General features: G+C 60.0%; 14 protein-coding genes and 7 pseudogenes. 6 read left to right on the top strand and 15 right to left on the bottom strand.

Annotation, left to right across the window (positions count from 1 at the left end; all coding sequences use genetic code 11):
• Positions 1-118: 118 nt before the first annotated feature.
• The 3 genes from istB (H5P29_RS31770) to istA (H5P29_RS31760) form a co-directional block, all read right to left on the bottom strand.
• Positions 119-877, bottom strand: coding sequence for an IS21-like element helper ATPase IstB (gene istB / locus H5P29_RS31770; protein WP_154387652.1), 759 nt, complete (start codon positions 875-877; stop codon positions 119-121).
• A 163-nt stretch (positions 878-1,040) separates the two neighbouring features.
• Positions 1,041-1,811: an IS21-like element helper ATPase IstB gene (istB, locus tag H5P29_RS31765; protein WP_154387635.1), complete on the bottom strand. Its 771-nt coding sequence runs from the start codon at positions 1,809-1,811 to the stop codon at positions 1,041-1,043.
• Entirely contained in the window at positions 1,808-3,259 is a 1,452-nt protein-coding gene (gene istA, locus H5P29_RS31760) for an IS21 family transposase (protein WP_246787060.1), read from the bottom strand. The genes istB (H5P29_RS31765) and istA (H5P29_RS31760) overlap by 4 nt, the downstream gene beginning before the upstream one ends.
• A gap of 165 nt (positions 3,260-3,424) precedes the next feature.
• On the opposite strand from istA (H5P29_RS31760), the pseudogene H5P29_RS31755 reads away from it, so the two are divergent.
• The 3 pseudogenes from H5P29_RS31755 to H5P29_RS31745 form a co-directional block, all read left to right on the top strand.
• A pseudogene (locus H5P29_RS31755) lies at positions 3,425-3,871 on the top strand (Tn3 family transposase); the annotation flags it as partial.
• 57 nt (positions 3,872-3,928) lie between these two features.
• A pseudogene (locus H5P29_RS31750) lies at positions 3,929-4,237 on the top strand (integrase core domain-containing protein); the annotation flags it as partial.
• Positions 4,238-4,261: 24 nt separating this feature from the next.
• A pseudogene (locus H5P29_RS31745) lies at positions 4,262-5,107 on the top strand (IS3 family transposase); the annotation flags it as partial.
• Between the two features lie 367 nt (positions 5,108-5,474).
• On the opposite strand, the pseudogene H5P29_RS31740 reads toward H5P29_RS31745, so the two are convergent.
• Positions 5,475-6,251, bottom strand: a pseudogene (locus H5P29_RS31740) (IS110 family transposase); the annotation flags it as partial.
• Positions 6,252-6,325: 74 nt separating this feature from the next.
• Here H5P29_RS31740 and H5P29_RS31735 point away from each other — a divergent pair.
• A protein-coding gene (locus tag H5P29_RS31735; protein WP_154387601.1) for an IS3 family transposase occupies positions 6,326-7,677 on the top strand; the annotation gives its coding sequence in 2 pieces (ribosomal slippage) (positions 6,326-6,662 and positions 6,662-7,677; 1,353 coding nt in all).
• A gap of 136 nt (positions 7,678-7,813) precedes the next feature.
• Here the strand turns inward: H5P29_RS31735 and H5P29_RS33065 are convergent.
• The 3 genes from H5P29_RS33065 to H5P29_RS31725 all read right to left on the bottom strand — a co-directional run bounded on the left by H5P29_RS33065 (position 7,814) and on the right by H5P29_RS31725 (position 9,668).
• The gene (locus tag H5P29_RS33065) at positions 7,814-7,972 is read right to left on the bottom strand and encodes a hypothetical protein (RefSeq protein WP_246670948.1); all 159 of its coding nucleotides are present in this window, start codon (positions 7,970-7,972) and stop codon (positions 7,814-7,816) included.
• 15 nt (positions 7,973-7,987) lie between these two features.
• Positions 7,988-8,587, bottom strand: a complete 600-nt coding sequence (locus H5P29_RS31730; protein ID WP_246670947.1) for an alpha/beta hydrolase — start codon at positions 8,585-8,587, stop codon at positions 7,988-7,990.
• Between the two features lie 130 nt (positions 8,588-8,717).
• On the bottom strand, positions 8,718-9,668 hold the full coding sequence (locus H5P29_RS31725; protein ID WP_154387600.1) for an acetamidase/formamidase family protein: 951 nt from the start codon (positions 9,666-9,668) through the stop codon (positions 8,718-8,720).
• A 734-nt stretch (positions 9,669-10,402) separates the two neighbouring features.
• Here H5P29_RS31725 and H5P29_RS31720 point away from each other — a divergent pair.
• The gene (locus tag H5P29_RS31720; RefSeq protein ID WP_154387599.1) at positions 10,403-11,575 is read left to right on the top strand and encodes an IS110 family transposase; all 1,173 of its coding nucleotides are present in this window, start codon (positions 10,403-10,405) and stop codon (positions 11,573-11,575) included.
• Positions 11,576-11,870: 295 nt separating this feature from the next.
• On the opposite strand, the pseudogene istB (H5P29_RS31715) reads toward H5P29_RS31720, so the two are convergent.
• Positions 11,871-12,596, bottom strand: a pseudogene (gene istB, locus H5P29_RS31715) (IS21-like element helper ATPase IstB); the annotation flags it as partial.
• A pseudogene (istA, locus tag H5P29_RS31710) lies at positions 12,529-14,095 on the bottom strand (IS21 family transposase). The pseudogenes istA (H5P29_RS31710) and istB (H5P29_RS31715), both read right to left, overlap by 68 nt.
• A gap of 117 nt (positions 14,096-14,212) precedes the next feature.
• On the opposite strand from istA (H5P29_RS31710), the pseudogene H5P29_RS31705 reads away from it, so the two are divergent.
• Positions 14,213-14,719: pseudogene (locus H5P29_RS31705) on the top strand (3-oxoacyl-[acyl-carrier-protein] synthase III C-terminal domain-containing protein); the annotation flags it as partial.
• A gap of 234 nt (positions 14,720-14,953) precedes the next feature.
• On the opposite strand, the gene H5P29_RS31700 reads toward H5P29_RS31705, so the two are convergent.
• From H5P29_RS31700 to H5P29_RS31675, 6 genes are all read right to left on the bottom strand, one after another.
• A complete protein-coding gene (locus tag H5P29_RS31700; protein ID WP_246787059.1) occupies positions 14,954-15,676 on the bottom strand; it encodes a haloacid dehalogenase type II in 723 nt (240 codons plus the stop codon).
• A gap of 12 nt (positions 15,677-15,688) precedes the next feature.
• Complete coding sequence (locus H5P29_RS31695) at positions 15,689-17,719, bottom strand: propionyl-CoA synthetase (protein WP_154387451.1); 2,031 nt, start codon at positions 17,717-17,719, stop codon at positions 15,689-15,691.
• Positions 17,720-17,924: 205 nt separating this feature from the next.
• Positions 17,925-20,246: a N,N-dimethylformamidase beta subunit family domain-containing protein gene (locus H5P29_RS31690; RefSeq protein ID WP_154387452.1), complete on the bottom strand. Its 2,322-nt coding sequence runs from the start codon at positions 20,244-20,246 to the stop codon at positions 17,925-17,927.
• A gap of 79 nt (positions 20,247-20,325) precedes the next feature.
• On the bottom strand, positions 20,326-22,668 hold the full coding sequence (locus H5P29_RS31685) for a N,N-dimethylformamidase beta subunit family domain-containing protein (protein ID WP_154387453.1): 2,343 nt from the start codon (positions 22,666-22,668) through the stop codon (positions 20,326-20,328).
• 73 nt (positions 22,669-22,741) lie between these two features.
• Complete coding sequence (locus tag H5P29_RS31680) at positions 22,742-24,397, bottom strand: branched-chain amino acid ABC transporter permease (RefSeq protein WP_154387454.1); 1,656 nt, start codon at positions 24,395-24,397, stop codon at positions 22,742-22,744.
• Positions 24,398-24,400: 3 nt separating this feature from the next.
• Complete coding sequence (locus tag H5P29_RS31675) at positions 24,401-25,291, bottom strand: branched-chain amino acid ABC transporter permease (protein ID WP_154387455.1); 891 nt, start codon at positions 25,289-25,291, stop codon at positions 24,401-24,403.
• Positions 25,292-25,296 lie beyond the last annotated feature (5 nt).

Here is a 25,296-nt window from a genome sequence, read left to right as displayed (position 1 = left end):
CTCCGGCCACGTGGCGGCGTAAAAGTCGGCCACCTGGCGTCGCAAGCGGGGAACGTCGGGAGGGCGTAGCCCGACCAGAGTTTCGCGCTTGCGGCGTCGGCGAGTGTCGTGAGGGTTTTCAGCCGGCTCTTCGGGCTCGGCTTTGGGCGAGACGATAGCTTTCGCCGTTCATCTCGAGGATGTTGACGTGGTGGGTGACGCGGTCGAGCAGCGCGCCGGTCAGGCGTTCGGATCCGAACGTTTCCGTCCATTCATCGAATGGCAGGTTGCTGGTGATCAGGGTGGAACCGCGCTCGTATCGTTGCGAGATCAGCTCGAACAGCAACTCCGCTCCGGTTTTGGAAAGCGGCACGAAGCCCAGTTCGTCGATGATGAGCAGCTTGCAGGCGGCCATCTGCTTCTGGAAGCGCAGAAGTCGCCGTTCGTCGCGGGCCTCCATCATCTCACTGACCAGGGCGGCTGCGGTTGTGAAGCCGACGGACAGGCCCTTCTGGCACGCCGCCAGGCCGAGACCGAGGGCGACATGCGTCTTGCCCGTGCCGCTGGGTCCAAGCGCGATGACGTTCTCGCGGCGCTCGATCCATTCGCAGCGCGCCAGTTCCAGCACCTGCATCCTGTTCAGCTTGGGGATGGCGTCGAAGTCGAAGCTGTCGAGGCTTTTGACGACCGGGAACCTGGCCGCCTTGATGCGCCGCTCAACCTTGCGGCGATCCCGCTCGATCATCTCCCGCTCGGCCAGCCGGGTCAGATAGCCGACATGGTCGACACCCTCGGTGGCACATAGCCGGGCCAGCTTCTGATGTTCGCGCTGGAAGGTCGGCAACTTAAGGGTTTTGAGGTAATGGGAGAGCAGGATCTCGGGAACCTCGGCGTTCATGCTGCTTCTCCCGCATCCGATGACAGGAGACGCATGTAGGTGTCAACGGCGGCGCAAAAGTCGTCCATTGGGCGGCGCAAAACCAGGCCACCTGACGCTGCGAGAGGGGAACGTAGGGAGGGCGTAGCCCGACCGGAGTTTCCCACTCGCAGCGTCGGCGATCTTATTGGTGAGCGTTGGCGGTTTTTCGTGCCCGGCTTTGGGCGAGGCGATAGCTGTCGCCATTCAATTCGAGGATGCTGACGTGGTGGGTCAACCGGTCGAGGAGTGCGCCGGTGAGGCGCTCGGAACCGAAGGTTTCGGTCCATTCGTCGAAGGGCAGATTGCTGGTGATCAGGGTGGAGCCACGCTCGTAACGCTGCGAGATCAACTCGAACAGCAGTTCCGCTCCGGTCTTTGACAGCGGCACGAAGCCCAACTCATCGATGATGAGGAGCTTGTAGCCGGCCATCTGCTTCTGGAAGCGCAGAAGGCGGCGTTCGTCGCGCGCCTCCATCATCTCGCTGACGAGGGCGGCTGCGGTGGTGAAGCCCACGGACAGGCCCTTCTGGCAGGCGGCCAGACCGAGACCGATCGCCACATGGGTCTTGCCCGTGCCGCTGGGCCCGAGCGCGATGACGTTCTCGCGGCGCTCGATCCATTCGCAGCGCGCCAGTTGCAGCACCAGCATCTTGTTGAGCTTCGGGATGGCGACGAAGTCGAAGCTGTCGAGGCTTTTGGCGGCCGGGAACTTCGCAGCCTTGATGCGGCGCTCGACCATCCTCCGTTCCCGGTCGATCAGTTCCAGTTCGACCAGCCGGGCAAGGTAGCGGACGTGATCGACGCCCTCGACCGCGCATTGTCGGGCAAGCTTCTGATGCTCGCGCAGGAAGGTCGGCAGCTTCAACGCCTTGAGGTGGTGGGAGAGCAGGAGTTCGGGAGCATCGCTGCTCATGCCTGTTCCTCCTCACGGCCCAGCAGGCGCATATAGGCCCTGGCTGAAGTCTTCTCGACAGTGGCTCTGGGCAGATAAGGATAGATGTCGAGGTCCAGCCTGGGCGGCCTGCGCTCGGCCCGGCACAGGACGAGGTGCTTCACGGCGTCGAAGCTGATGGCGCCCAGATGCAGCGCCTGCTTCACAGCCGCATGCAGATCGGCCAGATCGAAGCTTTCCAGCAGGCGCAGCACCTGCACATAGGCGCGCCGGCCCTGTTTGCCCATCCGCGCTTCCATGAGGCGGCGCATTGTCGTGAACGCCTCGGGCAGTTCCCAGCCTTGCAGCGGTGCCGCCTGATCGAACGCGTTGATCTTCTTCTCGATCAGCGGCAGGTAATGCAGCGGATCGAAGACAACCTCTTCACGCTCATAGCTGCGCGGATGACAGGCAATGATCTCCCCGCCGCAGCCGATCACCACCTCGTCGACATAGCCACGGATCCAAACGTCCTGGTGGCCGAAGGCGACCGGAACGGAGTAGTCGTTGGTCCTGTAGCGCACCAGCGCTTGCGAGGAGACCCGGCCACTGGCCTGGTCGCAGGCATCGAAGGGCGATGCCGGCAGCGGGCGCATCGCTGCCAGATCGCGTTGCAGCCGCTCGCCGATCGTCTCGCTCTCGCCGCGCAGCCGGTCAGCCTGGCGCTTGCGGCACTGATCCTCGAGCCACAGGTTGAACTCGTCCCACGTCGCAAAGCGCGGGATCGGCACCATGAAGTTGCGGCGAGCATAGCCGACGAGACCTTCGACGCTGCCCTTGTCAGGGCCCTTGCCGGGACGACCGTAACGGTCCCGGATCAGATAGTGAGACAGGAAGCCGCTGAACAGCGCAGCACGCTTGCGTGTGCCGTCGGGCAGGATCTTCGCCACCAGGCAGCGGTCATTGTCGTAGACGATCGACTGCGGCACAGCCCTGAAGAAGGCGAACGCATGGATATGGCCGTCCACCCACGCTTCGGCCACCGCCGCCGGATAGGCACGAACATAGCAGCCGTCGCTATGCGGCAGATCGAGCACGAAGAAGTGAGCCTTCTGCTCTACGCCACCGATGACCACCATAGCCTCGCCAAAATCGGCCTGTGCGTGCCCGGCCGGGTGCGCCAGCGGCACGAACATCTCCTGGCCGCGCCGATCCCGATCGCGCATGTAGTCCTTGATGATCGTATAGCCGCCAGCAAACCCGTGCTCGTCACGCAGTCGGTCGAACACCCGCTTGGCCGTATGGCGCTGCTTGCGCGGGACCGCTCGGTCCTCGTCAAGCCACCCGTCGATGATCGTGATGAACGCCTCCAGCTTCGGGCGTCGCACCGGCGCCTGCCGCCGATAGCCCGGCGGAACCGAATACGCCATCATCTTGCGAACCGTGTCGCGCGAGATGCCGAAATGCCTGGATGCCTCGCGCTGGCTCATACCCCCGTCGCAAGCCACGCGAACCTTTAGATATAATTCCACGGTGTAGATCCCTCATCCCTCCCTGCTCTGCGCAGAAAAGGGAAAAGTGGACGACTTTTATGCCGCCCGCAGCCGGACTATCCCGCCGCTACCGTGGTCGACTTTCTCACCGCCGTTCTCAAGAGCCAACTCGCCAGGGCGCTGCGGGAACTCGGTCGCATCGAGCGATCCCTCTTCATGATCGAATGGTACTCAAGTCCGTCATTGCGCCGGCGCTGCCAAGCCGGTCTCAACAAAGGCGAGGCGGCACACAAGCTCAAGCGTGCCGTCTTCTTCCATGAGCGGGGCGAAATCCGCGATCGGTCGTTCGAAAGCCAGGCGTTTCGCGCATCAGGCTTGAACCTCGTCGTCAGCGCGATCGTCCATTGGAATACAGTTTACATAGAGCGGGCGGTTACCCATTTGCGCAGTGCACGTCGCGAGATTCCGGATCATCTACTGAAGCACATCTCGCCGTTGAGTTGGGAGCACATCAACCTGACCGGCATCTACACTTGGGACGCGGAACATCAAATGCCTGAAGGATTCCGATCGCTAAGACTTCCGACCCCAATCCGTCGAGCAGCATAGAGTTCACGATCCGTTCGCTCTTAGCGCAAGATTTTGAACAGCTCTTGTCCCGACCCCGACAACGGCACCGAACTGACATCGCGGGCTATCCTGCAATGGCAAGAGGACAACCGCGTCGAGTGGCACTACATCGCGCCCGGCAAGCCCACTCAGAACGGCTTCGTCGAGAGCCTGAACGGCCGCTTCCGCGACGAATGCCTCAACGAGCACCTGTTCCGCGGCATGGCAGCGGCACGCCGCATCATTGAAGAATGGAGGATCGACTACAACGAGCACCGGCCGCACACGAGCCTGCGTGGCCTCACCCCGAACGAGTTTGCAACCCGGTCCAGATCGGACCACAAGGAGAACAGAGTCCAGTTATGAGCGAGGGCTGATCAGGGGCAACGTCAGAGGAGAATGATGATTGACCCCGATCACAAACGGCTCTCGATCCGCCGCCAGTGCGAACTGGTCTCGATCTCGCGGGCGTCGTTCTATCGACAACCAGCCGGCGAGACGCTCGAGAACCTCGAACTGATGCGCATCATCGACGAGGCGTTCATGGAAATGCCCTGGTATGGCTCCAGGCAGATGGCGCGGCATCTGCGCCGTCAGGGCTGGAACGTCGGCCGCAAGCGAGTCCGGCGACTGATGCGTAAGATCGGTCTGTCGCCGATCTACCAGGCTCCGAAGACCAGTGAGCCGCATCCGCAGCACCGCATCTATCCCTACCTGCTGCGGCATCTGGCGATCGAGCGACCCAATCAGGTCTGGTGCGCGGATGTGACCTATATCCCGATGCGGCGCGGCTTCCTCTACCTCGTCGCCGTCATGGACTGGTTCAGCCGCAAGGTGCTTGCCTGGCGGCTGTCGAACACGATGGATGCCGACTTCTGCGTCGCTGCTCTGGAAGAGGCGATCGTCCGCCACGGCAGGCCCGACATCTTCAACACGGATCAGGGAAGCCAATTCACCAGCTTCGCCTTCACCACGACGCTGAAGGATGCCGGCATCCGCATCTCCATGGACGGGCGCGGCCGCTGGATGGACAACGTCTTCATCGAGCGGCTATGGCGCAGCCTCAAATACGAATGCGTCTTCCTCAATGCCTTCGAGACAGGCAGCGAGGCGCGCAGCGGCATCGGTTCCTGGATCGACTATTACAACCGACGGCGCCCACACTCGACCTTCCACGGCAGGACACCCGACGAGGTCTATGCTACGGCGGAAATGACGGAGAAATTGGCGGCGTAGAAACCAACCCGATCCACCTTAGCCAAGCCGCCAAACTGTCTCATAAGGCGGGACCACCTCAGACTTCCATCGCGGCAGCGAGGTCGGCAACTTGTGCGGCTGTCGCGTTGCGGGTCCTGCCTCTCAGGAATTCTCGGATCACATCCGCGCGACGGCACGCTTCGTCCCAAAGCGCCTCGTCAACTTCGTCAGGAAATGGGTTGTTCATGGCACGTCCGCGAGCAAAAACACCGCAAGCTGCATTCTCACATTAAGTGACAAATGCCAACGCGCATTATCAAATTAACTGCTCATTCTCATATTAAGTGCCAACGTAACCATTGAGATCGTTGGAAGGGCATTATCATAATTAAGTGCCAAGCGACACCATTTTCGAGATGCGGCCGAGGCGCTGCTTTCCCCCAGTTGAATGCGATTTCGGTGTCAGGCCAATCCAGGCTGCAAAATGACGTGCTGACTTGAAGCCAGCCGGATCCGGAATGAAAGCCTTTATTGCCATGGCGGTTATCGCACCGACTCCAGGAATAGTTGCGAGCCGGCGCATATCTTCGTCCTGCTTGGCAACGGCTATGATCTCACGCTCCAGCCTCTCGATCCGTATTGCCAAACGGTCGATCTGATCGACGATTTCCTCAAGAGCGAAACGTGCGGCCGGCGGTAAACGTGGATCGCTTTCATCCCGAACGATTGTTGCCAGCGGCTTCACGTTTGCGATGCCGACAGTAGCGATGATTCCCAGCTCGCCCATATGAGCGCGCAAGGCATTAATCGCCTGTGTCCTCTGGCGCACGAGCAGAGCACGGGCACGGAAAACCATGACGGAGGCCTGTTGCTCAGCCGATTTGATCGGCACGAAGCGCATCGTCTTGCGCGTCACCGCTTCGCTGATCGCCTCAGCATCTGCCGCGTCGGTTTTCCCGCGTTTGACGAATGGCTTCACGTACTGCGCGGGTATCAGGCGGACGTCGTGGCCAAAAGCCGATATTTCACGAGCCCAATAATGCGCGCTGCCGCACGCTTCCATTCCAACGAGGCATGGCGGCAGTTTCGCGAAAAATCGCAGGACCTCTCCACGTCGTAGCTTTCGATTGAATAGTGGAGTGCCTTCGGCGTCAGAGCCATGGACTTGAAAAACTGTTCGGGATCAGCACCTATGGCACAGAATTGAGGGTGTGATTTAAGGAGTGTTCGGTTCTCGTCATAGACGAAGGAACGAACATGAAGTCGAAGTTGACTGGCGGCAAACGCTCCCCCGAACACGTGGTCAAGGACATTCGCCGTGCGACACGGCGGCACTTTTCAGCAGAAGACAAGATCCGGATCGTGCTGGACGGTCTGCGGGGTGAAGACAGCATCGCCGAGTTGTGCCGCAAGGAAGGCATCGCCCAGAGCCTCTACTACACCTGGTCGAAGGAATTCCTGGAAGCTGGAAAGCGGCGGCTGGCAGGCGACACGGCCCGTGCTGCGACGACCGGTGAAGTCCAGGACCTGCGCCGTGAGACCCGCGCGCTGAAGGAGGCCGTTGCCGATCTGACCCTGGAAAACCGCCTGCTCAAAAAAAGCATGATCGCGGATGGGGGCGACGACGAATGAGATACCCCGCATCCGAAAAGCTCGAGATCATCAGGATTGTCGAGCAGTCACACCTGCCGGCAAAGAAGACCCTGGATCAGCTCGGTATTGCCCGGCGCACCTTCTACCGCTGGTATAACCGCTATCTCGAAGGCGGCCCGGAGGCGCTGGAGGATCGTCCTTCCCGGCCAAGCCGCGTCTGGAACCGCATCGGTGCCGATATCCAGATCCAGATCATCGACATGGCGCTGGAGCAATCCGAACTATCGCCGCGCGAACTGGCGGTGCGCTTCACCGACGAGAAGCGCTATTTTGTGTCCGAGGCGACCGTCTATCGCCTACTCAAAGCCCATGACCTCATCACCAGTCCGGCCTTCGTCGTGATCAAGGCCGCCGACGAGTTCAGGGACAAGACCACGCGTCCCAATGAGATGTGGCAGACGGATTTTACCTACTTCAAGATCATCGGCTGGGGCTGGGTCTATTTGTCAACGGTGCTCGACGACTTCTCCCGCTACATCATCGCCTGGAAGCTGTGCACGACCATGCGCGCAGAGGACGTCACCGACACGCTGGAACTGGCCCTTACGGCTTCAGGCTGCGACAGCGCCAGAGTGTTGCACAAGCCAAAACTGCTCAGCGACAACGGGCCGTCCTACATCGCCAGCCAACTCGCCGAATGGATCGACGCCAACGGCATGAGCCATGTCCGCGGCGCTCCGCTACATCCTCAGACCCAGGGCAAGATCGAGCGCTGGCACCAAACGCTCAAGAACCGCATCCTGCTGGAGAACTACTTCCTGCCGGGCGATCTCGAACGCCAGATCGAAGCCTTCGTCGAGCACTACAATCACCGACGCCACCACGAGAGCCTTGGCAACGTCACCCCGGCCGACGCCTACTTCGGCAGGGCCTCTTCCATCATCGAACAACGAGAAAGGATCAAACGACAGACAATCGAACTCCGGCGCTTGCAGCACCGCAAACTCGCCGCTTAACATCAACCAAAAATCGAGGCCGACACTCCGCTAAATCTCCAGGCCCGTTGCGCCAAATGTTCTGACGACGGACATGTTGCGCAGGACGGCGTCCTTCCTGGTCGAGTTATTCACGACTATCGTGACCATGGCTTCCTCATCCGGCCGTCGTCTCAGGCCCGAGGAAGGCGATCAGCTCCCTCGTCACCTCCGCCGGCCGCTCCTCGGCGAGGAAGTGGCCGCAGTCGAGCGGGCGCCCGTCGACCTGGACGGCGCGGCCGCGCCACTCGCCCAGCACATCGAAGGGCGATGTCACCTTGGCGCGCCCACCCTAGAGGACGAGCAGTGGACAGGCGATGCGCCGGTCGAGGTCACGCTCGTCGTGCTCGAGGTCGATCGTCGCGCCAGCGCGGTAGTCCTCGCAGCTGGCGTGGATCGCGTCCGGGTCGCTGAAGCAGCGCTCGTACTCCGCCAAAGCCTTCGCATCGAAGAATTCATCGCGGTCGTCGCTCCACCTGCGCAGCTGCCAGCGTAGCCAGAATGCCGGATCCACCCCGATCAGGCGCTCGGGCAGGTCATACGGCTGCGCGAGGAAGAACCAGTGGTAAATGCCGAGCCCAATCGGTCGGTCGACCTTCTGAAACACCGTCCGCGTGGGCACGATGTCGAGCAGCACCAGCCGTGTCACTCGGTCCGGCTCGTCAAGCGCGAGGCGGTGCGCGACGCGGCCGCCGCGGTCGTGCCCGACGACGGCGCAACGCTCGTGCCCGAGGGCCACCATGAGCTCGACCTGGTCGTATGCGAGCGCGCGCTTGGAGTACGCGTAGTGGTCCTCGCCGCCGCGCGGCTTCGAGCTGTCCCCGTAACCCCGCAGATCCGGGACGATCACGGTGAAGCGGTCGGCGAGCTGCGGGGCGACCAGATGCCACATGACGTGCGTCTGGGGGTAGCCGTGGAGGAGGAGTACGGGCGGGCCGGAACCAGCATGCCAACGGCAATCTCTGCGCTGCTAGTCTTGACCCGCGCGGATTCGAAACCCTCAAACATGTACGGGTCCCAATCTAGCCGGCGAAGATGCTTCGCGGCATGTGGAAGGTCACGAAGCTGGCGTGCCCGGGACCGAGCGCCGGAACCGCGATCTTCAGGTCAGCCGCGACGCTACAGAGCATGTACGCGTCGATGCGATTGAGCCCGTACTGCGCCTGCAGGTACTCGATCATGTCGCGCACCGCCCTGCTCACGCCGTCCTGCAGATCCAGTCCGGCAGCGGATGTGACGTAGTAGCCCATCCCATCGAACTTGCTGGTGGTGGGTGCGTACGTGATGTACTGCGGAGCTCGGATGCTGCGCCCCTTCACGACGCTGATGCGCAGCGTCACCGTCAGCGGACCCTCGAGCGCGGTGATACACACCTCGCCGTCACCCTGACCGAGATGCCCGTCGCCGGTCGAGAACAAGGCGCCAGGCACTTGGACCGGAAGGAGCAGCGTGCTCCCCTTGACGAGGTGGCGGCTGTCCAAGTTCCCGCCCATGCTACGCGGCGGCATGGTCGAGTGTGCTCCGGGCTCGGCGAGAGCGCATCCCATCACCCCCATGAAGGGAGCGATCGGAACTCGGATGCCCGGCGTCAGCTCCACCCGCTCGTCGGCCCCGACCTCCCAGACCCTCAGCGCATATGTGTCGCCGAACTCCTCGGGCAGCACCCCGTACCCGGGAGCGATACACGTCCAGGCCCAGCCCTCATGCTCGAAGTCCAGGATCTCTACCTTCAGCACGTCCCCAGGATCGGCTCCGCGGACTGCCACCGGCCCGGTCAGGCAATGAACCGTGCTCCAGTCAAGCACCTTGAGGTCTTCGACCGTGGACTCTCGCGTCAGCTGGCCGCCCGAACCTTCGACGCACTCAAAGACGACGACGTCGCCTGAGTCGATTGTCAGGGCAGGTTCGAGGCTGTTGTCCCACTTACTGTGGTGGGATTTCTTTGACAGGTAATGTGTCGTCTGACGCGCCATTTGCAACTCCTCAATGACCCCATCGGCAGCTAAGTCGGTATGACCGCTCACAAGATTGGTATGACCGGTATCGAAGCATGGTCACGCCAACGTGTCAAGACTAGGTCAATGGTTCTGTTACAAAACGGTAGAACCGATGGTGGTGTGCGACAGGCAGGACTCGCTACCAGCCGCCGCGGCACAGGCATAAAGGGAGCCCGCGAACGTCAAAGAACCAACCGGGCTTGCGCCAAGAGGGAGGTAGTCGACCATCACAGCGAGCATTGAATTCAAGCTGCCTCGCTGACGCTCATGTCACTTGGCAGTTAAATGCAAGAATGCGCTGGTTCCGTTCCGGTTTGGCATTTAGTCATGAGAATCTTGACGGTGGGGTTCTCAAATTAACTGCATCTGCGGAGTGACGCTCGGCCTGCGAGACCGAACTATCATGTTTTCGGTAGCGTCACTGAATCGGACCTTGTTGTCACCCATCATGTGACCACGCAGCATTCGGAGCATTTCCGGCCCAGCATGTCAATCGGCGCGCAAAACTGACCCTCGATCGGCGTCCAATTTTGACCCCCTTGTAACGCTCGGCGGTGAGCGCCCGACCGGGTGGAGCTGGTCGGGGTTGCGCAGCCCGGTCGGGCGCGTTGGTTAGGCTCGTCGGCTTTAGATTCCATGAGGCGTGAACCGCGCCCGGCGCTCTGCGAGAGTGTGGTTGCACAAATGCAATCAATCTCCAGGAGATGGTCATGCAAGCTGCCCGAAGCCAGTACAACAATACCACCGCGATCCGTACCGATCTGGGTGCGATTTTCGTGTCCCTTGAGTTGAGCCGGGCCACGTGGCTGGTCACGTCACTGTCACCCTGCGGCGGTGAGAAGATGTCGAAGCATGTGGTTCAGGGCGGTGATGTCGGCGAATTGCTTTCCCGCTTCGCCCGCCTTCAGGAGAAGGTTCGCAGCCGGACTGGCCACGTCTTTCCAATTATTACAATCCAGGAGGCAGGGCTTGATGGGTTCTGGATTCATCGGGTTCTGCAGGAGCACGGCATCGAAAGCCATATCGTCGATGCAGCGTCGATTGCCGCGTCACGGCGTGGACGGCGGGCCAAGACCGACAGGATTGATGGTGAGACGCTCGTGCGCGCGCTGCTCGCCTTCAAGCGTGGCGAGCCTCGCGTCTGTGCAATGGTTAGGGCCCCGAGCCCGCAAGAAGAAGACCGTCGGCGCGTTTGTCGCGAACGACGAGTTCTTATTGCCGAGCGGGTTGAGCACGTCAATCGCATCAAGGGTCTGCTCTTTGCGCAGGGCATTGGCGAATATCAGCCGCTTCGAAAGGACAGACGTACTCGGCTCGATGAGCTCCGAACCGGCGACGGCCGGGCTTTGCCGCCCCATCTCAAGGCACAGATCCTCCGAGAACTCGACCGCCTTGAACTTCTGCTCGATCATATAGCGGTTGTTGAGCGCGAGCGTGACTTGCTGGTGACTGCAGCCGATGAAAATACCACCATCACGCGGCCTGCCGCGATGTTATGCGCCATCAAGGGAGTAGGCGCCGAGATTGCGGCTGTACTTTGCACCGAGGGGTTGTCGCGGCATTTTGATAATCGCAGGCAGGTAGCCGCTTACGCGGGGTTAGCGCCGACGCCGTGGCAGAGCGGGACGATCGACCGGGAACAAGGGGTTTCGAAAGCAGGCAACCCGCGACTGCGAACGACGATGATCCAACTCGCCTGGCTGTGGCTGCGCAATCAACCGTCCTCGGCGTTGAGCGAATGGTTCTTTCACCGTGTCCAGTCTAACGGGGGACGTCACAAGAAGAGCACCATTGTCGCGCTTGCCAGGAAATTGCTCGTCGCACTCTGGAAATACGTCAGGTTGGGCGTCGTAATCGACGGTGTCGCCATGAAGGCGGCCTAAGCGACGCGCTGTATGAGCAATCCCGAAATCTTCCAGGACTGATCAATCCTGGCGGATCCAGGTGGGCGAACCGGCTCAAAGTATGGCTTCAAACGCCGCGCTTTAGAATGGTCCCGTCCTCCTGAGCCTTACCGCAACGCAAGCGGAATGATGGTGCGGCCGCGAGCGCGGCGACCGTATGTGAGTTTGAACCGGCAAGGAGCCGCGTCACGCGAAAAGGCTCAGACCATGGAATCCGACAGCACGGGGAGGATGCATCCGATGTCTTGACGCCAAACCCCTCATGTGAGCTTTGAGAGCGGCTTTTGAAGCGCCAGGATTCGTTGCCGGTCTCGATGATCTCGCAGTGGTGGGTAAGACGGTCGAGCAACGCGGTCGTCATTTTGGCGTCACCGAAGACGGCGGGCCATTCGCCGAAGGCGAGATTGGTGGTGACGATGATCGAGGTCCGTTCGTAGAGCCGGCTGATGAGATGGAAGAGCAGCTGTCCGCCGGCCTGGGCGAAGGGCAGATAACCGAGCTCATCGAGCACCACGAAGTCGAGACGGGTGAGGTAATCGGCGGTGCGTCCCTGCTTGCCGGCACGGTGCTCGGTCTCGAGCCGATTGACCAGATCGACGACGTTGAAGAAGCGCCCACGCGCTCCGTTGCGGATGAGCGCCCGGGCAATCGCGATGGCGAGGTGCGACTTGCCGGTTCCGGTGCCGCCGATGAGGACGGCGTTGCGCTGGTCGGCGATGAAGGTGCCGGTAGCGAGGTCGCGGACCAGCGCCTCGTTGACGGGCGTATCGGTGAAGTCGAAGTCTTCGATGTCCTTGGCCAGCGGCAGCTTGGCGACGGTGAGCTGGTATTTGATGGAGCGGGCCTGCTTCTCGGCGATCTCGGCCGACAGCAGGTCGCCGACGATCCTGGGCGGCTCGTGCTGGCGCTTGATGGCGGTGGCCATGACCTCGTCATAGGCTCCGCGCATGCCGTAGAGCTTTAGCGTGCCCATCAGATCTAGAACTTCGGTTCGTTCCATCAGCTTGCCCTCCTGAGGCTGTCGTAGCGGGCGCAATCGGCCTGCGGCTCGTGGCGCAGGCGAAGCGCATCGGGTGTGAGGATAGTGACGGCCGGTGCCGGATCACGGCGGCGAGCCAGGATGTTGAGAACGACGGCCGACGAGCAGACGTTCTCGGCGAGCGCCTGTTGGCAGGCGGCCTCAACCGTATCGAGCCCGTCCGATAGCACCGCCGTCAGGATCAGCACCATCTGCCGGTCGCCATCGTCGGCAGCCTTCAGCCGACGACGCACCCGCTCCATCGCCGGCGGCAGATCCCAACCCTGGAACGGCGCGCCATTGCGCAGTGCTCCGGGCTTGCGGGCCAGGACCGGAACGTAGTGCCATGGATTATAGACCGTCTCGCCGCGGCCGAAGCTGCGGGCATGCTCGGCGACGATGGTGCCGTCCTGGCGGATGACGATACGGTCGGCATAGGCCTGGATCTCGACCGGGCGACCAACTGCCGTCGAGAGCACCGAGTATTTGTTGTTGTCGAAGCGCACGGTGCAGGTCTTCGAGACCGAAGCGGAAACGCAGTGGAAGCCGTCGAAGGGACCGCGATAGCCGACCAGCTTGTCGCGCTCCTCCTCGAACACATCCCAGATCGTGCGCTCCGGCTGATCGACATGGCGGTGGGCCTTGGCCCAGGCGACGCACTTGTCGAGCAGCCAGGCGTTCATCTCCTCGTAGCTCCGGAAGCGCAGCCGCGGCGTGAAGAAGCGCTCGCGCACCAGCCCGACCTGGTTCTCGACCTGCCCCTTCTCCCAGCCCGATGCCGGGGTACAGGCCACCGGCTGCACCAGATAGTGGCTGCACATCTGCAGGAAGCGGCGATTGTATTGCCGCTCCTTGCCGACAAAGACCGTCTCCACCGCCGTCTTCATGTTGTCATAGATGCCGCGCGTGCAGGTGCCGCCGAAGAAGGCGAACGCCCGGTCATGGGCATCGAACACCATCTCCTGCGTCTCCCGCGGATAGGCGCGCACGAACATCATGCGGCTGTGGCAGAGCCGGACATGGGCGACCTTCACGGTCACCGTCACGCCGTTGATCAGGACGATCTCGTGGCTCCAGTCGAACTGGTAGGCCTCGCCCGGCGCGAAGAACAACGGCACATAGGCCTCAGCCATTGCCGCACCCCGCGCCGTGTCCCGGCTCTTTGCATGCCGCCGGACAGCATCGTAGCTGCCCTCATAGCCGAGCGCGCAAAGCTCCTCGTAGATGCGCACCAGCGTCAGGCGCTCCCGCTTCGCCTTCGCGTCATTGCTGTCCAGCAGTGCATCCAGTTGCACCTGCCACGGCCCGATCTTCGGCTTCGGCTGATGCTCACGCTCGTAGGAGAACGACGTCTCGTTCGACCGCAATATCCGTCGCACCGTGTTGCGCGACACATGCAGATCCCGGCTGATCCGCTTCAGCGACCAGCCCTGAACATAGAACGCGCGCCGGACCCGGGCGATCGTATCCACTGACTTCATCCCCTCTCCATCCGTTCGCAAACACAAACGGATGGGTGCTGATCCACTGAATGAGGGGGGTCAATTTTGGACGCCGATCCTCCCAGCTAAGGGGTCAATTTTGCACGCCGGATCACAGACGGTGCGGGTGCTGCGGTGCTCGCCCCCTCCGACGATCCCGCCCACGGCATCCTCGGTTGCTCGCTTGCCGCGGACGGGTCGGCCTATGGCCTGATCCAGATTCCGGCGGGTGGCAGCAACCGTCCGTTTTCCGACGAGATCGACATCACTGAGACCCGAATGACCATCGCCAACGGCCGCGAGGTCTTCGTCAAGGCCGTGGAGATGTTGAGCCGCTGCTCCGCGGCGGCGCTGGCGGCGGCCGGCGTTTCGGCTTCGGACGTCGCCCGCTTCCTGCCGCACCAGGCAAATGCCCGCATCTTCAATGCCGTCGGCAAGGCGCTCGGCATCGAGGATCAGCGCATCGTCAAGACCATCGCCGACTATGGCAACTCGTCGGCCGCCACCATCCCTCTGTCGCTGTCGGTTGCCCACAGTGCCGATCCTTTTCGACCCGGTGAGAAATTGCTGCTAGCTGCGGCTGGCGCCGGCCTGACTGGTGGGGCGCTTTTGGTTGGAATGTAGCCGGTCGCTCAAAGGAGCAGTTTGGCGCCGCGTGGAGCATCAAGGGGGAAGAGTGAAAAACAAGGCAAGGAAACGTCGCGGGCAAGTTTCACGGCTCCGAGTTTCCGAAGCTCGCCCTGGGCTATGATCCCGACCTATGGCCTTCCTGGCCAATTAACCCGGCTTCGGCCGCTTACGGCGAGACATGACTGATCAAGAGGAATCGCCGTCGGCGGAGAAGCGGCGCGGCGGCGCTCAACAATCTAATCTCATCGCAAGATCACAGAAATCCCGAACCTCAATGTCATAGTTGCGAGCCGCCATCAAATCGCTCGTTTGTTCGGGTCCATGTTCCTGCGGGCGCAGCACGAAGCAGGTCCTGAGATCGCAGACCCGCGCGGCGGCAAGATCCCCGTTGTGCGCGGCGACCATCATGACCTCCTCTGGCGCCAACCCAAGAAGCTCAACGTTGCGAAGATAAGCTTCCGGCGTCGGCTTGTAAGCGCGTGCCGTTTCGGCCCCCAGGATCACGTCCCAAGGTAGACCTGCTCGCTTGGCCATATTTACGATGAGAGAGATATTGCCATTTGAATTAGGCGCTACGATATACTGTGTCTTGAGCCGTGTCAGTCCTTCGACAACGTCCGGCCATGGGTCGAGGCGGTGCCAGGCCCGATTGAGATTGTCGAGCGCTTCGTTCCCGACATCGAAAATTCTGAATCTTTCGAGCACAATTTTCAAGCTCTCAAGATGAAGCGTGTCGAGTTTGGACCAGGCACGTTCTCCGCTTCGCACCCTCTCCATTTGCGGTTCATAGAGTCCGCGCCAGGCATCAGAGAAGCGAAACCAATCGACATTGCGGATGCCATGCATTGAGCCAAATTCCGCCGCCTCGCGCGCTATCGAGTTCCGCCAGTCGACGCAAGTTCCGAACACGTCGAAGAAGAGGGCCTTAAGCTGCATCTCGACTGCTTTCATCCGATGGTGGCACTATCTGTGTCCCTCGATGCCGCAAGTTCCCGGTGGTGCCGTGCATCCGTCGGCACAACCTCCACCGTCAGCGCACGGGATTTGCAGAGGGAAATCGGCGGAAGCCGTCGTCAGGGCGTCTCGGTTAATGCCAATTCCGCGCGCTATGAGCGCAGCTGCGATCTCAGCGAGAATCGCGGGATCGTCGACCGTTGCAGGCATAGCCCAATCTTCTCGATTGGCCATCTTCTGCATTGTTCCCCGCAAGATTTTCCCTGAACGCGTCTTCGGCAGCCTCTTCACCGGCAACACCGTTCTAAGAGCCGCAATCGCGCCGATTCGCTCGCGTACTGACTGGATGACTTCTTTTTCGATATCACCTGTGTCTCGTGAAACGCCTGTTTTGAGCACAATGAAACCACACGGGACTTGCCCCTTCACTGGGTCGGCAATGCCGATGACGGCGCATTCAGCTATGTCGGGATGCTCGGCCAGAATTTCTTCCATCCCTCCGGTCGAAAGGCGATGGCCGGCGACATTGATAATGTCGTCGGTGCGAGCCATGATGTAAACATATCCATCTTCGTCGACGAAGCCGGCGTCAGCTGTTTTGTAGTAGCCAGGGAACGGTCGGAGATAGAGATCCTCGAAGTCACTGTCGGCGTTCCATAGCGTCGGCAGGCAAGCAGGTGGCAGCGGCAGTTTGGCAACGACATTGCCCAATGTGCCGGCCGGAACAGCACCCCCGTCGTCGTCGAGTATTTCAATCCGATACCCGGGCATGGGCACACCGGGCGAACCGTATTTCACGGGGAGCTTGCCCATCCCAATCGGATTTATGGTTATCGGCGAGCCTGTTTCCGTTTGCCACCAATGGTCGATGACGGTGGCCCCGAGTTTCCTTTCAGCCCACTTGAGTGTATCTGGATCTGCCCGTTCGCCGCCAAGGAACAAGGCGCGAAATTTGGACAGATCATAGTTCCGGACCAATTTGCCTTCTGGATCTTCTTTCTTGATCGCCCGGAAGGCGGTCGGGGCCGTGAAGAGAACAACGACATTGTGTTCAGCAATGACGCGCCAGAAGCAGCCGGCATCCGGGGTACCAATCGGCTTTCCCTCGAACAGCACCGTCGTGCAGCCCTTGAGAAGGGGCGCGTAGACAATATACGAATGCCCGACCACCCATCCTACATCGGATGCCGCCCAATAGACCTCACCAGACCTGACGCCATACTCGGCTTCCATGCTCCAGTGCAGGACGACCATGTGGCCACCATTGTCGCGCACCACTCCCTTTGGTTTCCCCGTGGTCCCTGAGGTGTAGAGAATGTAAAGCGGATCTGTGGCGAGGACAGGAACACACGCAACCGCGCGGGCCGCGGCCTTGGCGTCGGAGACAGCGTGCGCGTAGTCTATGTCTCGCCCATCGACCAGATCGCATTTGAGCTGGTTCCGCTGAACGATTATGACGGTATCCGGCTTCGCGGACGCGATATCTATCGCCTGATCGAAAAGCGGCTTGTAGGCGATCACGCGACCCGGCTCGATTCCGCACGATGCCGAGATGAGCAGTTTAGGTTTGGCGTCATCAATCCTCGTAGCCAGTTCCTTTGGCGCAAACCCCCCGAAAACGACAGAATGGACCGCACCGATCCGAGCACACGCAAGCATGGCGAACATGGCTTCGGGTATCATCGGCAGATAGATGATAACTCGATCGCCCTTGCCGATGCCGTTGTCTTGAAGCACGGCCGCCAGTGCGGTTACCTCGGCCAGGAGCTCGCGATAGGTAAAGCTCCGTTTGGTGCCTGTAGTCGCACTATCAAAGATTAGGGCGACCTGATCGGCTCGACCGTTGGCTACATGTCTATCAACCGCATTGAAGCAGGTATTGCAGGTCGCGCCGACAAACCAGCGGCCGTAAACACCGGCGTTGGCGTCGAAAACCTTCTCCCAAGGCGAAAACCAGTCGATTCCACGCGCAGCTTCAGCCCAGAACGTTTCCGGATCCTCCTGCCAGCGGCGATACACTTCATGGTAGCTCGACGTCATTTCCGCCTCCTCGATTGCGTGTACAAGCAATGACTATCCGGTCCGGAAAGGGCGCACCTTGCCCGGTTCGAGTGGTCGTGCCTGGGTTTGGTTGACCTTGTGAGTTAAGTCCAAGGTCAAAGTCTTGTCAGCGATCAGTATTATCCGACGTTGGCCACGCTGATCGCACACCCCATGAGGAATCAGCAGCACCCAGCTGCGACCATTATTTCCACTGTTTTTCCTCATTGACCCAGATCCCGCCTGGCAGCGGTCCCGGCTGGACGAATGCATTCACGACATTTGCAAGGAGGCGCGAGATGCCATTGTTGAACTTCCTAGCAGGTAACGACTGGCCAAAAGCGATCGAGCCGGCTGAGAAGACACCTCCATTCTTCGGCGCGGTGAAGTAGGTCATGTCTGCACGGACCCTATAATCGTATGAGCCCGCGAGGCCTTGATAGTGATAGTGGATCACTTCGGGGTTGACGATGTAGTTGTCGGTGTGCCCGCCGGACGAAGCGATGATCTTCGTGTGTGGCGGTGTGCCCAACGTAAGATCGTAGCGGTCGAGTGCCAGACTGGCGGCTCCGCCATATACCAGACCGAGATCCCCAAGCATCTCTCCCTCGATTCCCTTGGTGATCCATGAGACAGTGCGATGATAGCTGTCCGGCATTCTGCGATAGGGCCGGCTCGTTCCAAATCCATCGGAAATGAAGCCAGTTCCCACGACTTTCTGCGGCGCCCTGGCCCGAGCACGCCAGGCGCCTCCTTTTTCACCATTGGCTGCCATGTAATATTCACCAGGCCGCGCCTCCCAGGGTTTCCAGGAAGGCCCAAACCTGCGGCATTCCATCACCCAGGGCTCGTCGTCGCGAAAAGCCACGCAGGTATCCAAGCCGTTGGCACCCAAGTGAACAAAGCGGCCGCCGGCCGAGATGTAGTCTTCGGTTGCATCGAGCATCCGCTCCGAATAATAAGCCGAATGGGTCCCGGTAATCACACATCTATAGGGGGCCAAAGCGGCGCTCCCGTCGCGATGCAAATCCTCGTCGGTCAAAACATCGTAGTCGTATTTCATGTGCTCGAGCCAGGCGATGGCCGAAAGGTCAGCAGCCAACCCCCAAGGCACATTCAGGCTGGAGATTCTGTGTTTCGGCCGCATGTTCACTATCGGACGCCGATAGGAACTGTAGCAGACACCTTGTCCATCCGCGGAATGGTCATAAGTCGATAGGCCAAACTCCTCATTCCTATATATTTCGATATCGACGTCAGCCAAGATGGGCGTCATTCCCGTGACGGGCTGAATAGTTTGAGCATCGAAGCTGAGGTGCTCGTTGGCATAGGCAAGATAACTCGCCGTGGGAGCAAAGAAGGCGATGCGTCCGGTCGGCGCCTTGGGTCGCACGAAGAACACGATGTGCTCCTCGCCCAGCCCCTTGCCGTTGCCGGCTCGCAACCGCATCGCATAGACGCCGCTGCGCAGTGTTTCCGGCAGACGCAGCGATTTTGTGGCCTCCCAGTTGCAGTCAATCAACGCATCGGCGTGAAACTCGATGCCGCCATATTCTTCGGGCGCCAGCCGGAAACAGTCGTTGAAACCATTCCAGTTCCAGCCGGTTTGCGCGCGAACGGGGCGATTGTAGCCCTTGGCATTGAGATGAAACGGGCCGATGTCGGTGACGACATCGCCTATGCCGCGATCGGTGTAGCCGTCGGTCGTGTCCCAGTAGGCGACCATGCCTTGTGACGGTGGCCGGTGGCCGTTTCTGATCTCGTCGAGCTCGTCACGCCGCAGCGGCCGATCGAACAGCCCGCAGCGATCGATCTTACCGCAGAACAGTTGCGAGACGAAATGGCCGCGCTTCTCATGCCAGTCGCGAGACCCGGCCATCAGGAACGGCGTTTCGGGCAGGTTCTTCTGCCGGAAACGAAAGATTTCGCTGACATGTGACCGGTAGTCGAGCGGGGCGACTTTGCCCAGCAAGCTGTTGTAGCGGTTTCCCACGCCCTCCTGATAAAGTGTGGCTTGGCCGGTCCTGGCATCAAGGGTCGCCGCCACGAAATACCACATCTGCTCTTGGAGCGGCACCTCCGCCTGCACGCGCTCAACCTCATCCCCCCGGCCAACCCAGAACTCCAGGCGCCCAGCCTCGTTGATGCCCAGGCAGAAGCCGTGGTTCCTGTAGTTGTCCCACCGCCCGATCAGGCACTGGCGGATCCCGGCTTTCGGTAGCAGCGGATGGATGAAGGCGCACAAGGTGAGGCTGCCGTCCACTGCCAGCCTGCGCTCGGGATCAGCCACCTCCAGGAATGACCCCACCTGTGTGTATTGTTTCTCGACCTTCCAGACACCATTGGCGGCGCATTCAACCAATTCCTCAACGAAACCTGGACCGTCCGGATGCTCATCGCCATGGATCAGGCGAACCAGGTGAGCTTCGGCTGCGCTCGCTCCGTCCGCGTTGACGTGAAACTGAATGACCTCACCCGGCTTGACCGAGATCTTGTCCGCGTAACCAAAAACCTTAACCTGTGCCATCTCGCAGTTCCGTCCAGCTTGTTGCGTATCTAGAGGCTCGATTGTCTAACCGACCTCTCGGCGCGGTAATCTTCCTTAGTCAAAGAGAATCCAGACTCTCCAACCTTTTGATCTTGTGCTCGCGGAATGCCTCTGTGCCAGGCGTTGGCCCAGCCTTGATGAACGCATTCACGACATTGGCTAGGAGACGCGAGGCGTCATTGTCAAAGTTCTTGCAAGGCAGTGCCTGCCCATACGCTATGGAACTGAAGGCGAACACTGCGCCATCATTCGGCGCAAGAAAGTAGGTCATATCTGCGCGCATTCGGTAGTCATAAGAACCGGCCAAGCCTTGGTAATGATGCAGCACCATGATCGAATGCATGATGTAGTTATCATCGTGACCACCGGACGCCGCTATGAGTTTAGTGTTAGGCGGCGTGCCCTTCTTGAGATCGTAAACGTCGAGTTCCAGTCCGGCCGCCCCGTCATGAGCAAGCCCGAAGTCTCCAAAGGTCTCGCCGTCGATTCCTTCCGTAATCCAGCCCAGAGATGGATCAAAACTATCAGGCATGCGCCGGTAAGGCATTGCCGTCGCAAAGCCCTCTCCGACGAATCCGGTGCCCGCAACCTTCTGCGGTGGGCGGCCCCGTCCCCTCCACGCGGCGCCCTTCTCTCCCGTCGATGCCATGTAGTGTTCGCCGGGCCGTGCCTCCCATGCCTTCCAACCTTCGCCGAATTTGCGGCATTCCATCACCCAAGGCTCGTCATCTCGAAAAGCCACGCTACAGTAGTAACCGTTCGCACCCAGATAGATATAACGCCCACCTCCCGCAATGTAGTCCTCGGTGGAATCCAACATCCTCTCCGAGTAATACTCGGGGTGCGTCCCTGTGATCACACATTTGTAAGGGGCTAAAGCCGCGGTGCCCTCAAGATGTAGATCCTCGTCGGTCAAAACATCGTAGTCGTATTTCATGTGCTCGAGCCAGGCGATGACCGAAAGGTCAGCTGGAAATTGCCACGTCGTATTCATCGAAGAAATTCGATATTTTGGACGCATATTTACTACCGGGCGCCGATAGGAACTGTAGCAGACACCTTGTCCATCCGCCCAACTATCATAGCACCCGTGCCCGAACTGAGGATTCTTGTACATTTCAATATCGATCTCGGCCAAGATGGGCGTTGACCCTGACATCGGCTGAACGATTGGCGCGTCGAAGCTGAGGTGCTCGTTGGCATAGGCAAGATAACTCGCCGTGGGAGCAAGGAAGGCGATGCGTCCGGTCGGCGCCTTGGGTCGCACGAAGAACACGATGTGCTCCTCGCCCAGCCCCTTGCCGTTGCCGGCTCGCAACCGCATCGCATAGACGCCGCTGCGCAGTGTTTCCGGCAGACGCAGCGATTTTGTGGCCTCCCAGTTGCAGTCAATCAACGCATCGGCGTGAAACTCGATGCCGCCATATTCTTCGGGCGCCAGCCGGAAACAGTCGTTGAAACCATTCCAGTTCCAGCCGGTTTGCGCGCGAACGGGGCGATTGTAGCCCTTGGCATTGAGATGAAACGGGCCGATGTCGGTGACGACATCGCCTATGCCGCGATCGGTGTAGCCGTCGGTCGTGTCCCAGTAGGCGACCATGCCTTGTGACGGTGGCCGGTGGCCGTTTCTGATCTCGTCGAGCTCGTCACGCCGCAGCGGCCGATCGAACAGCCCGCAGCGATCGATCTTACCGCAGAACAGTTGCGAGACGAAATGGCCGCGCTTCTCATGCCAGTCGCGAGACCCGGCCATCAGGAACGGCGTTTCGGGCAGGTTCTTCTGCCGGAAACGAAAGATTTCGCTGACATGTGACCGGTAGTCGAGCGGGGCGACTTTGCCCAGCAAGCTGTTGTAGCGGTTTCCCACGCCCTCCTGATAAAGTGTGGCTTGGCCGGTCCTGGCATCAAGGGTCGCCGCCACGAAATACCACATCTGCTCTTGGAGCGGCACCTCCGCCTGCACGTAGTCAACCTCATCCCCCCGGCCGACCCAGAACTCCAGGCGGCCAGTCTTGTTGATGCCCAGGCAGAAGCCGTGGTTCCTGTAGTTGTCCCACCGCCCGATCAGGCACTGGCGGATCCCGGCTTTCGGTAGCAGCGGATGGATGAAGGCGCACAAGGTGAGGCTGCCGTCCACTGCCAGCCTGCGCTCGGGATCAGCCACCTCCAGGAATGACCCCACCTGTGTGTATTGTTTCTCGACCTTCCAGACACCATTGGCGGCGCATTCAACCAATTCCTCAACGAAACCTGGACCGTCCGGATGCTCATCGCCATGGATCAGGCGAACCAGGTGAGCTTCGGCTGCGCTCGCTCCGTCCGCGTTGACGTGAAACTGAATGACCTCACCCGGCTTGACCGAGATCTTGTCCGCGTAACCAAAAACCTTAACCTGTGCCATCTCGCAGTTCCGTTACTCGTCCGAGTTTCATGTAACGACATCATATTTGATATCGATTGGCGCATTAACTACCTTATGACTCGAGCAGATCTTGCACGCGACGTAGGAACACACCGTGAAAAGCTTCCTCAGGCGTGTGGTAGATCTTGTCCTCGACGACGCGAGGTGCGACGCCTCGTTGGCCGGACAAGGCTACGATTCGATACGACTTGAAGGGGTCAACGGTCGTGATCGCATACTTGTCCACCTGCGGTTGCCCACGGAAGTAGATGAGCAATCGCTCCAGCGCTTCGCTGTGTTGACCCGACGGTGATCTTCGGTGCTCGTCGATGACTTCAGGTGAGACCAGAGTTTTCAGGTATTCGCGCTGGATTTTGTCAAAGCGCCGGCGATAAACCGCATCCTTGTCACGGGCTTCAGTGGCTTCTTCAGGTAACATTTCGCCTCCTTTTTCAGCTCTCGTAGATCGACGCTCACTCTTCTTCTTGTCCCGCCAGGCGCGGAATTGTGCCTTGATGCCGAACAGGCCGTTTCGAAGGTACAGAACGACCAGGAGCAAGATGACCCCCACGGCAATCAGCCTGATGGGTCCGAACGTGACCAATCCCTTGTCGATAAAGACAACGATCAAGGTACCGACCACAGCCCCTTCAGCGCGGCCCATACCGCCGATGGCGAGCATCGCCAGGCCGAGCAGAACTTGGTTGAAGTCGAAAATCGAATATGACACGCCACCAAAATGTGTGACGTAGAATCCGCCAATGGCACCCATAGCCACCGATGAAATCAAGAATATCCAAATGCGTGCAAGGCGAAAATTCACGCCGGTCGCCTCTGCAAACCCTTCGCGTTTCTCGGGTGCCATGCGCAGTATCCGGCCTAGCCGCCGACCATTGATGAACCTGTAGAGCACCAGAGCACCAGCCATCACTGCGAGGCAGCTGTAGTATCCGGCGAGCAGCGTGGCATCTTGTGACCAACTGTCAGGTATGTACGATTCCACCCCGTAGATACCGCCGACGGCCGATCCGAATATGTCCGATGTATAGAAGTATACGCGGCATAGTTCATTCACACCCAAGGTAAGAAGTGCGTAGTAGAAACCGTCCAGCCTCGTTGCAGGCAGCGCAAGTATCCCCCCGCAGAATACGCCTACCACGGCCCCGATCGCCGGCAGCGACCACCATGGCAGCCCAAAGGTTATGGATAGCCAGGCGCAGATATATGCCGCTGTCCCAACGACGGCAAAAGTTGCCAGACTGAATATTCCCGCACTGCCGATAACGAGCATCCAACACAGGCTGATTGCGGCGTAGATACCGAAGGTAGCGCCCGCAGTGAGCAAGGTTCCCACCAGTTCGGCCGGAGCAACAAATGGTGCCAACACGAAGGCAAGCAGACCCATCATCCACCAGATCGGCCGCTTGTCGACGATCGTCTTCTCCGTCCGCAGTGTCTTGGGATTGTACTCGCTGCGGATGTTCAGAACGCGGCGACGCGTGGGCCAGTAGCGTAGGCGTTGCCATGTGTATGCACCGTGGCCACCCCATTTGTGGTAGTAGCGTAGACGACCTACCGGAAGAAGCTTCGCCTTCGACTCGCGGGTGCTGTTCCATATTTCCTCGTGGCTATGAAATGGAATGGTCGGTAGTTCCTCGACCGCTCCTTTTGCCCCCCACAAGAAGAGGGGGTTACGCCACTTGGTCTCGACTGTTTGCCGCTTGCTCATAGTCTATGCTTCCCTGGCTTTGTCCAGAATGCCGGCAATGCCCCGCGGCCGGATCATCAAGATCGCAATGATAAGAAGAAATTGGGTAATCAGGACGTATTGTCCGCCAATTTGGGAGGCCGTAAGGGCCTCGGCCAAGGCCAGGATTATTGCGGCGATGACCGCGCCAGAGACACTGCCAAGCCCCCCCAGCAAGGCGATACTTACGCCCTTGATCATGGGCATTAGCCCGCCGAAGGGAGAGACGTAATAGGTCTGCGACAGGAGCACGGCAGCCAGGCCCGCTAGTCCACCTGTGATCGCCATGACGTAAAATGAGGTGCGCCGCACACCGATGCCCACGATTGAAGCCGCGTGGGGGTTCATCATCATCGCGCGAATTTCGAGCCCGCGACGGCTGGACCGCATCCACTTCAGGACAGCCGCAAGCATCAGAATGGATGCCAGTACACTGCCGACGATATCCGAGGTCAGCACGACGCCAGAAAAAGATATGTCCCAATCACCGAAGATCGGAGGCAGATTTCTGGCATATGGTCCGAAATACCAAAGTAGCGCCTGGGTTCCAATGAGGCTGATCGCTAGCGTCGCAACTAGCCCTCTAACCGTAAAGTTGGGCTTATCGTGCATTGGGATGAACGCAAGTACGCATACTATCACGCCTCCAAATGCGCCGGACAGAATGCCGGCAACAATTATCGCAGGTCCCCATGACGTGAGGTATTGAGCCACAAGCCATGCGCCATAGCCGCCGAGCGAAAAGATGAACCCGTAAGCTAGGTTGAGCAAGCCAAGACTCGACCATGTAATAGAAATCCCGATACCCAGAGTTCCATAGATCGTGGCAAGAACAATAGTGGAGTTTATGATAAACCAGAGATCAATGGCGCTCATGGGTT

It is taken from the genome of Aminobacter sp. MDW-2 (assembly GCF_014250155.1).
In the GTDB taxonomy this organism is placed as follows: Bacteria; Pseudomonadota; Alphaproteobacteria; order Rhizobiales; family Rhizobiaceae; genus Aminobacter; species Aminobacter ciceronei.
Note: the sequence above shows the minus strand (reverse complement) of the source record. Positions and strands in the feature narration are given on the sequence as shown.

What these genes read in the sequence shown, in the direction of transcription:
- istB (WP_154387652.1), bottom strand. Translation starts at nt 877, where the DNA reads ATGAACGCCGAGGTTCCCGAGATCCTGCTCTCCCATTACCTCAAAACC.
- istB (WP_154387635.1), bottom strand. Translation starts at nt 1,811, where the DNA reads ATGAGCAGCGATGCTCCCGAACTCCTGCTCTCCCACCACCTCAAGGCG.
- istA (WP_246787060.1), bottom strand. Translation starts at nt 3,259, where the DNA reads ATGAGCCAGCGCGAGGCATCCAGGCATTTCGGCATCTCGCGCGACACG.
- H5P29_RS31730 (WP_246670947.1), bottom strand. Translation starts at nt 8,587, where the DNA reads ATGTGGCATCTGGTCGCCCCGCAGCTCGCCGACCGCTTCACCGTGATC.
- H5P29_RS31725 (WP_154387600.1), bottom strand. Translation starts at nt 9,668, where the DNA reads ATGGCGCGTCAGACGACACATTACCTGTCAAAGAAATCCCACCACAGT.
- H5P29_RS31720 (WP_154387599.1), top strand. Translation starts at nt 10,403, where the DNA reads ATGCAAGCTGCCCGAAGCCAGTACAACAATACCACCGCGATCCGTACC.
- H5P29_RS31700 (WP_246787059.1), bottom strand. Translation starts at nt 15,676, where the DNA reads ATGAAAGCAGTCGAGATGCAGCTTAAGGCCCTCTTCTTCGACGTGTTC.
- H5P29_RS31695 (WP_154387451.1), bottom strand. Translation starts at nt 17,719, where the DNA reads ATGACGTCGAGCTACCATGAAGTGTATCGCCGCTGGCAGGAGGATCCG.
- H5P29_RS31690 (WP_154387452.1), bottom strand. Translation starts at nt 20,246, where the DNA reads ATGGCACAGGTTAAGGTTTTTGGTTACGCGGACAAGATCTCGGTCAAG.
- H5P29_RS31685 (WP_154387453.1), bottom strand. Translation starts at nt 22,668, where the DNA reads ATGGCACAGGTTAAGGTTTTTGGTTACGCGGACAAGATCTCGGTCAAG.
- H5P29_RS31680 (WP_154387454.1), bottom strand. Translation starts at nt 24,397, where the DNA reads ATGAGCAAGCGGCAAACAGTCGAGACCAAGTGGCGTAACCCCCTCTTC.
- H5P29_RS31675 (WP_154387455.1), bottom strand. Translation starts at nt 25,291, where the DNA reads ATGAGCGCCATTGATCTCTGGTTTATCATAAACTCCACTATTGTTCTT.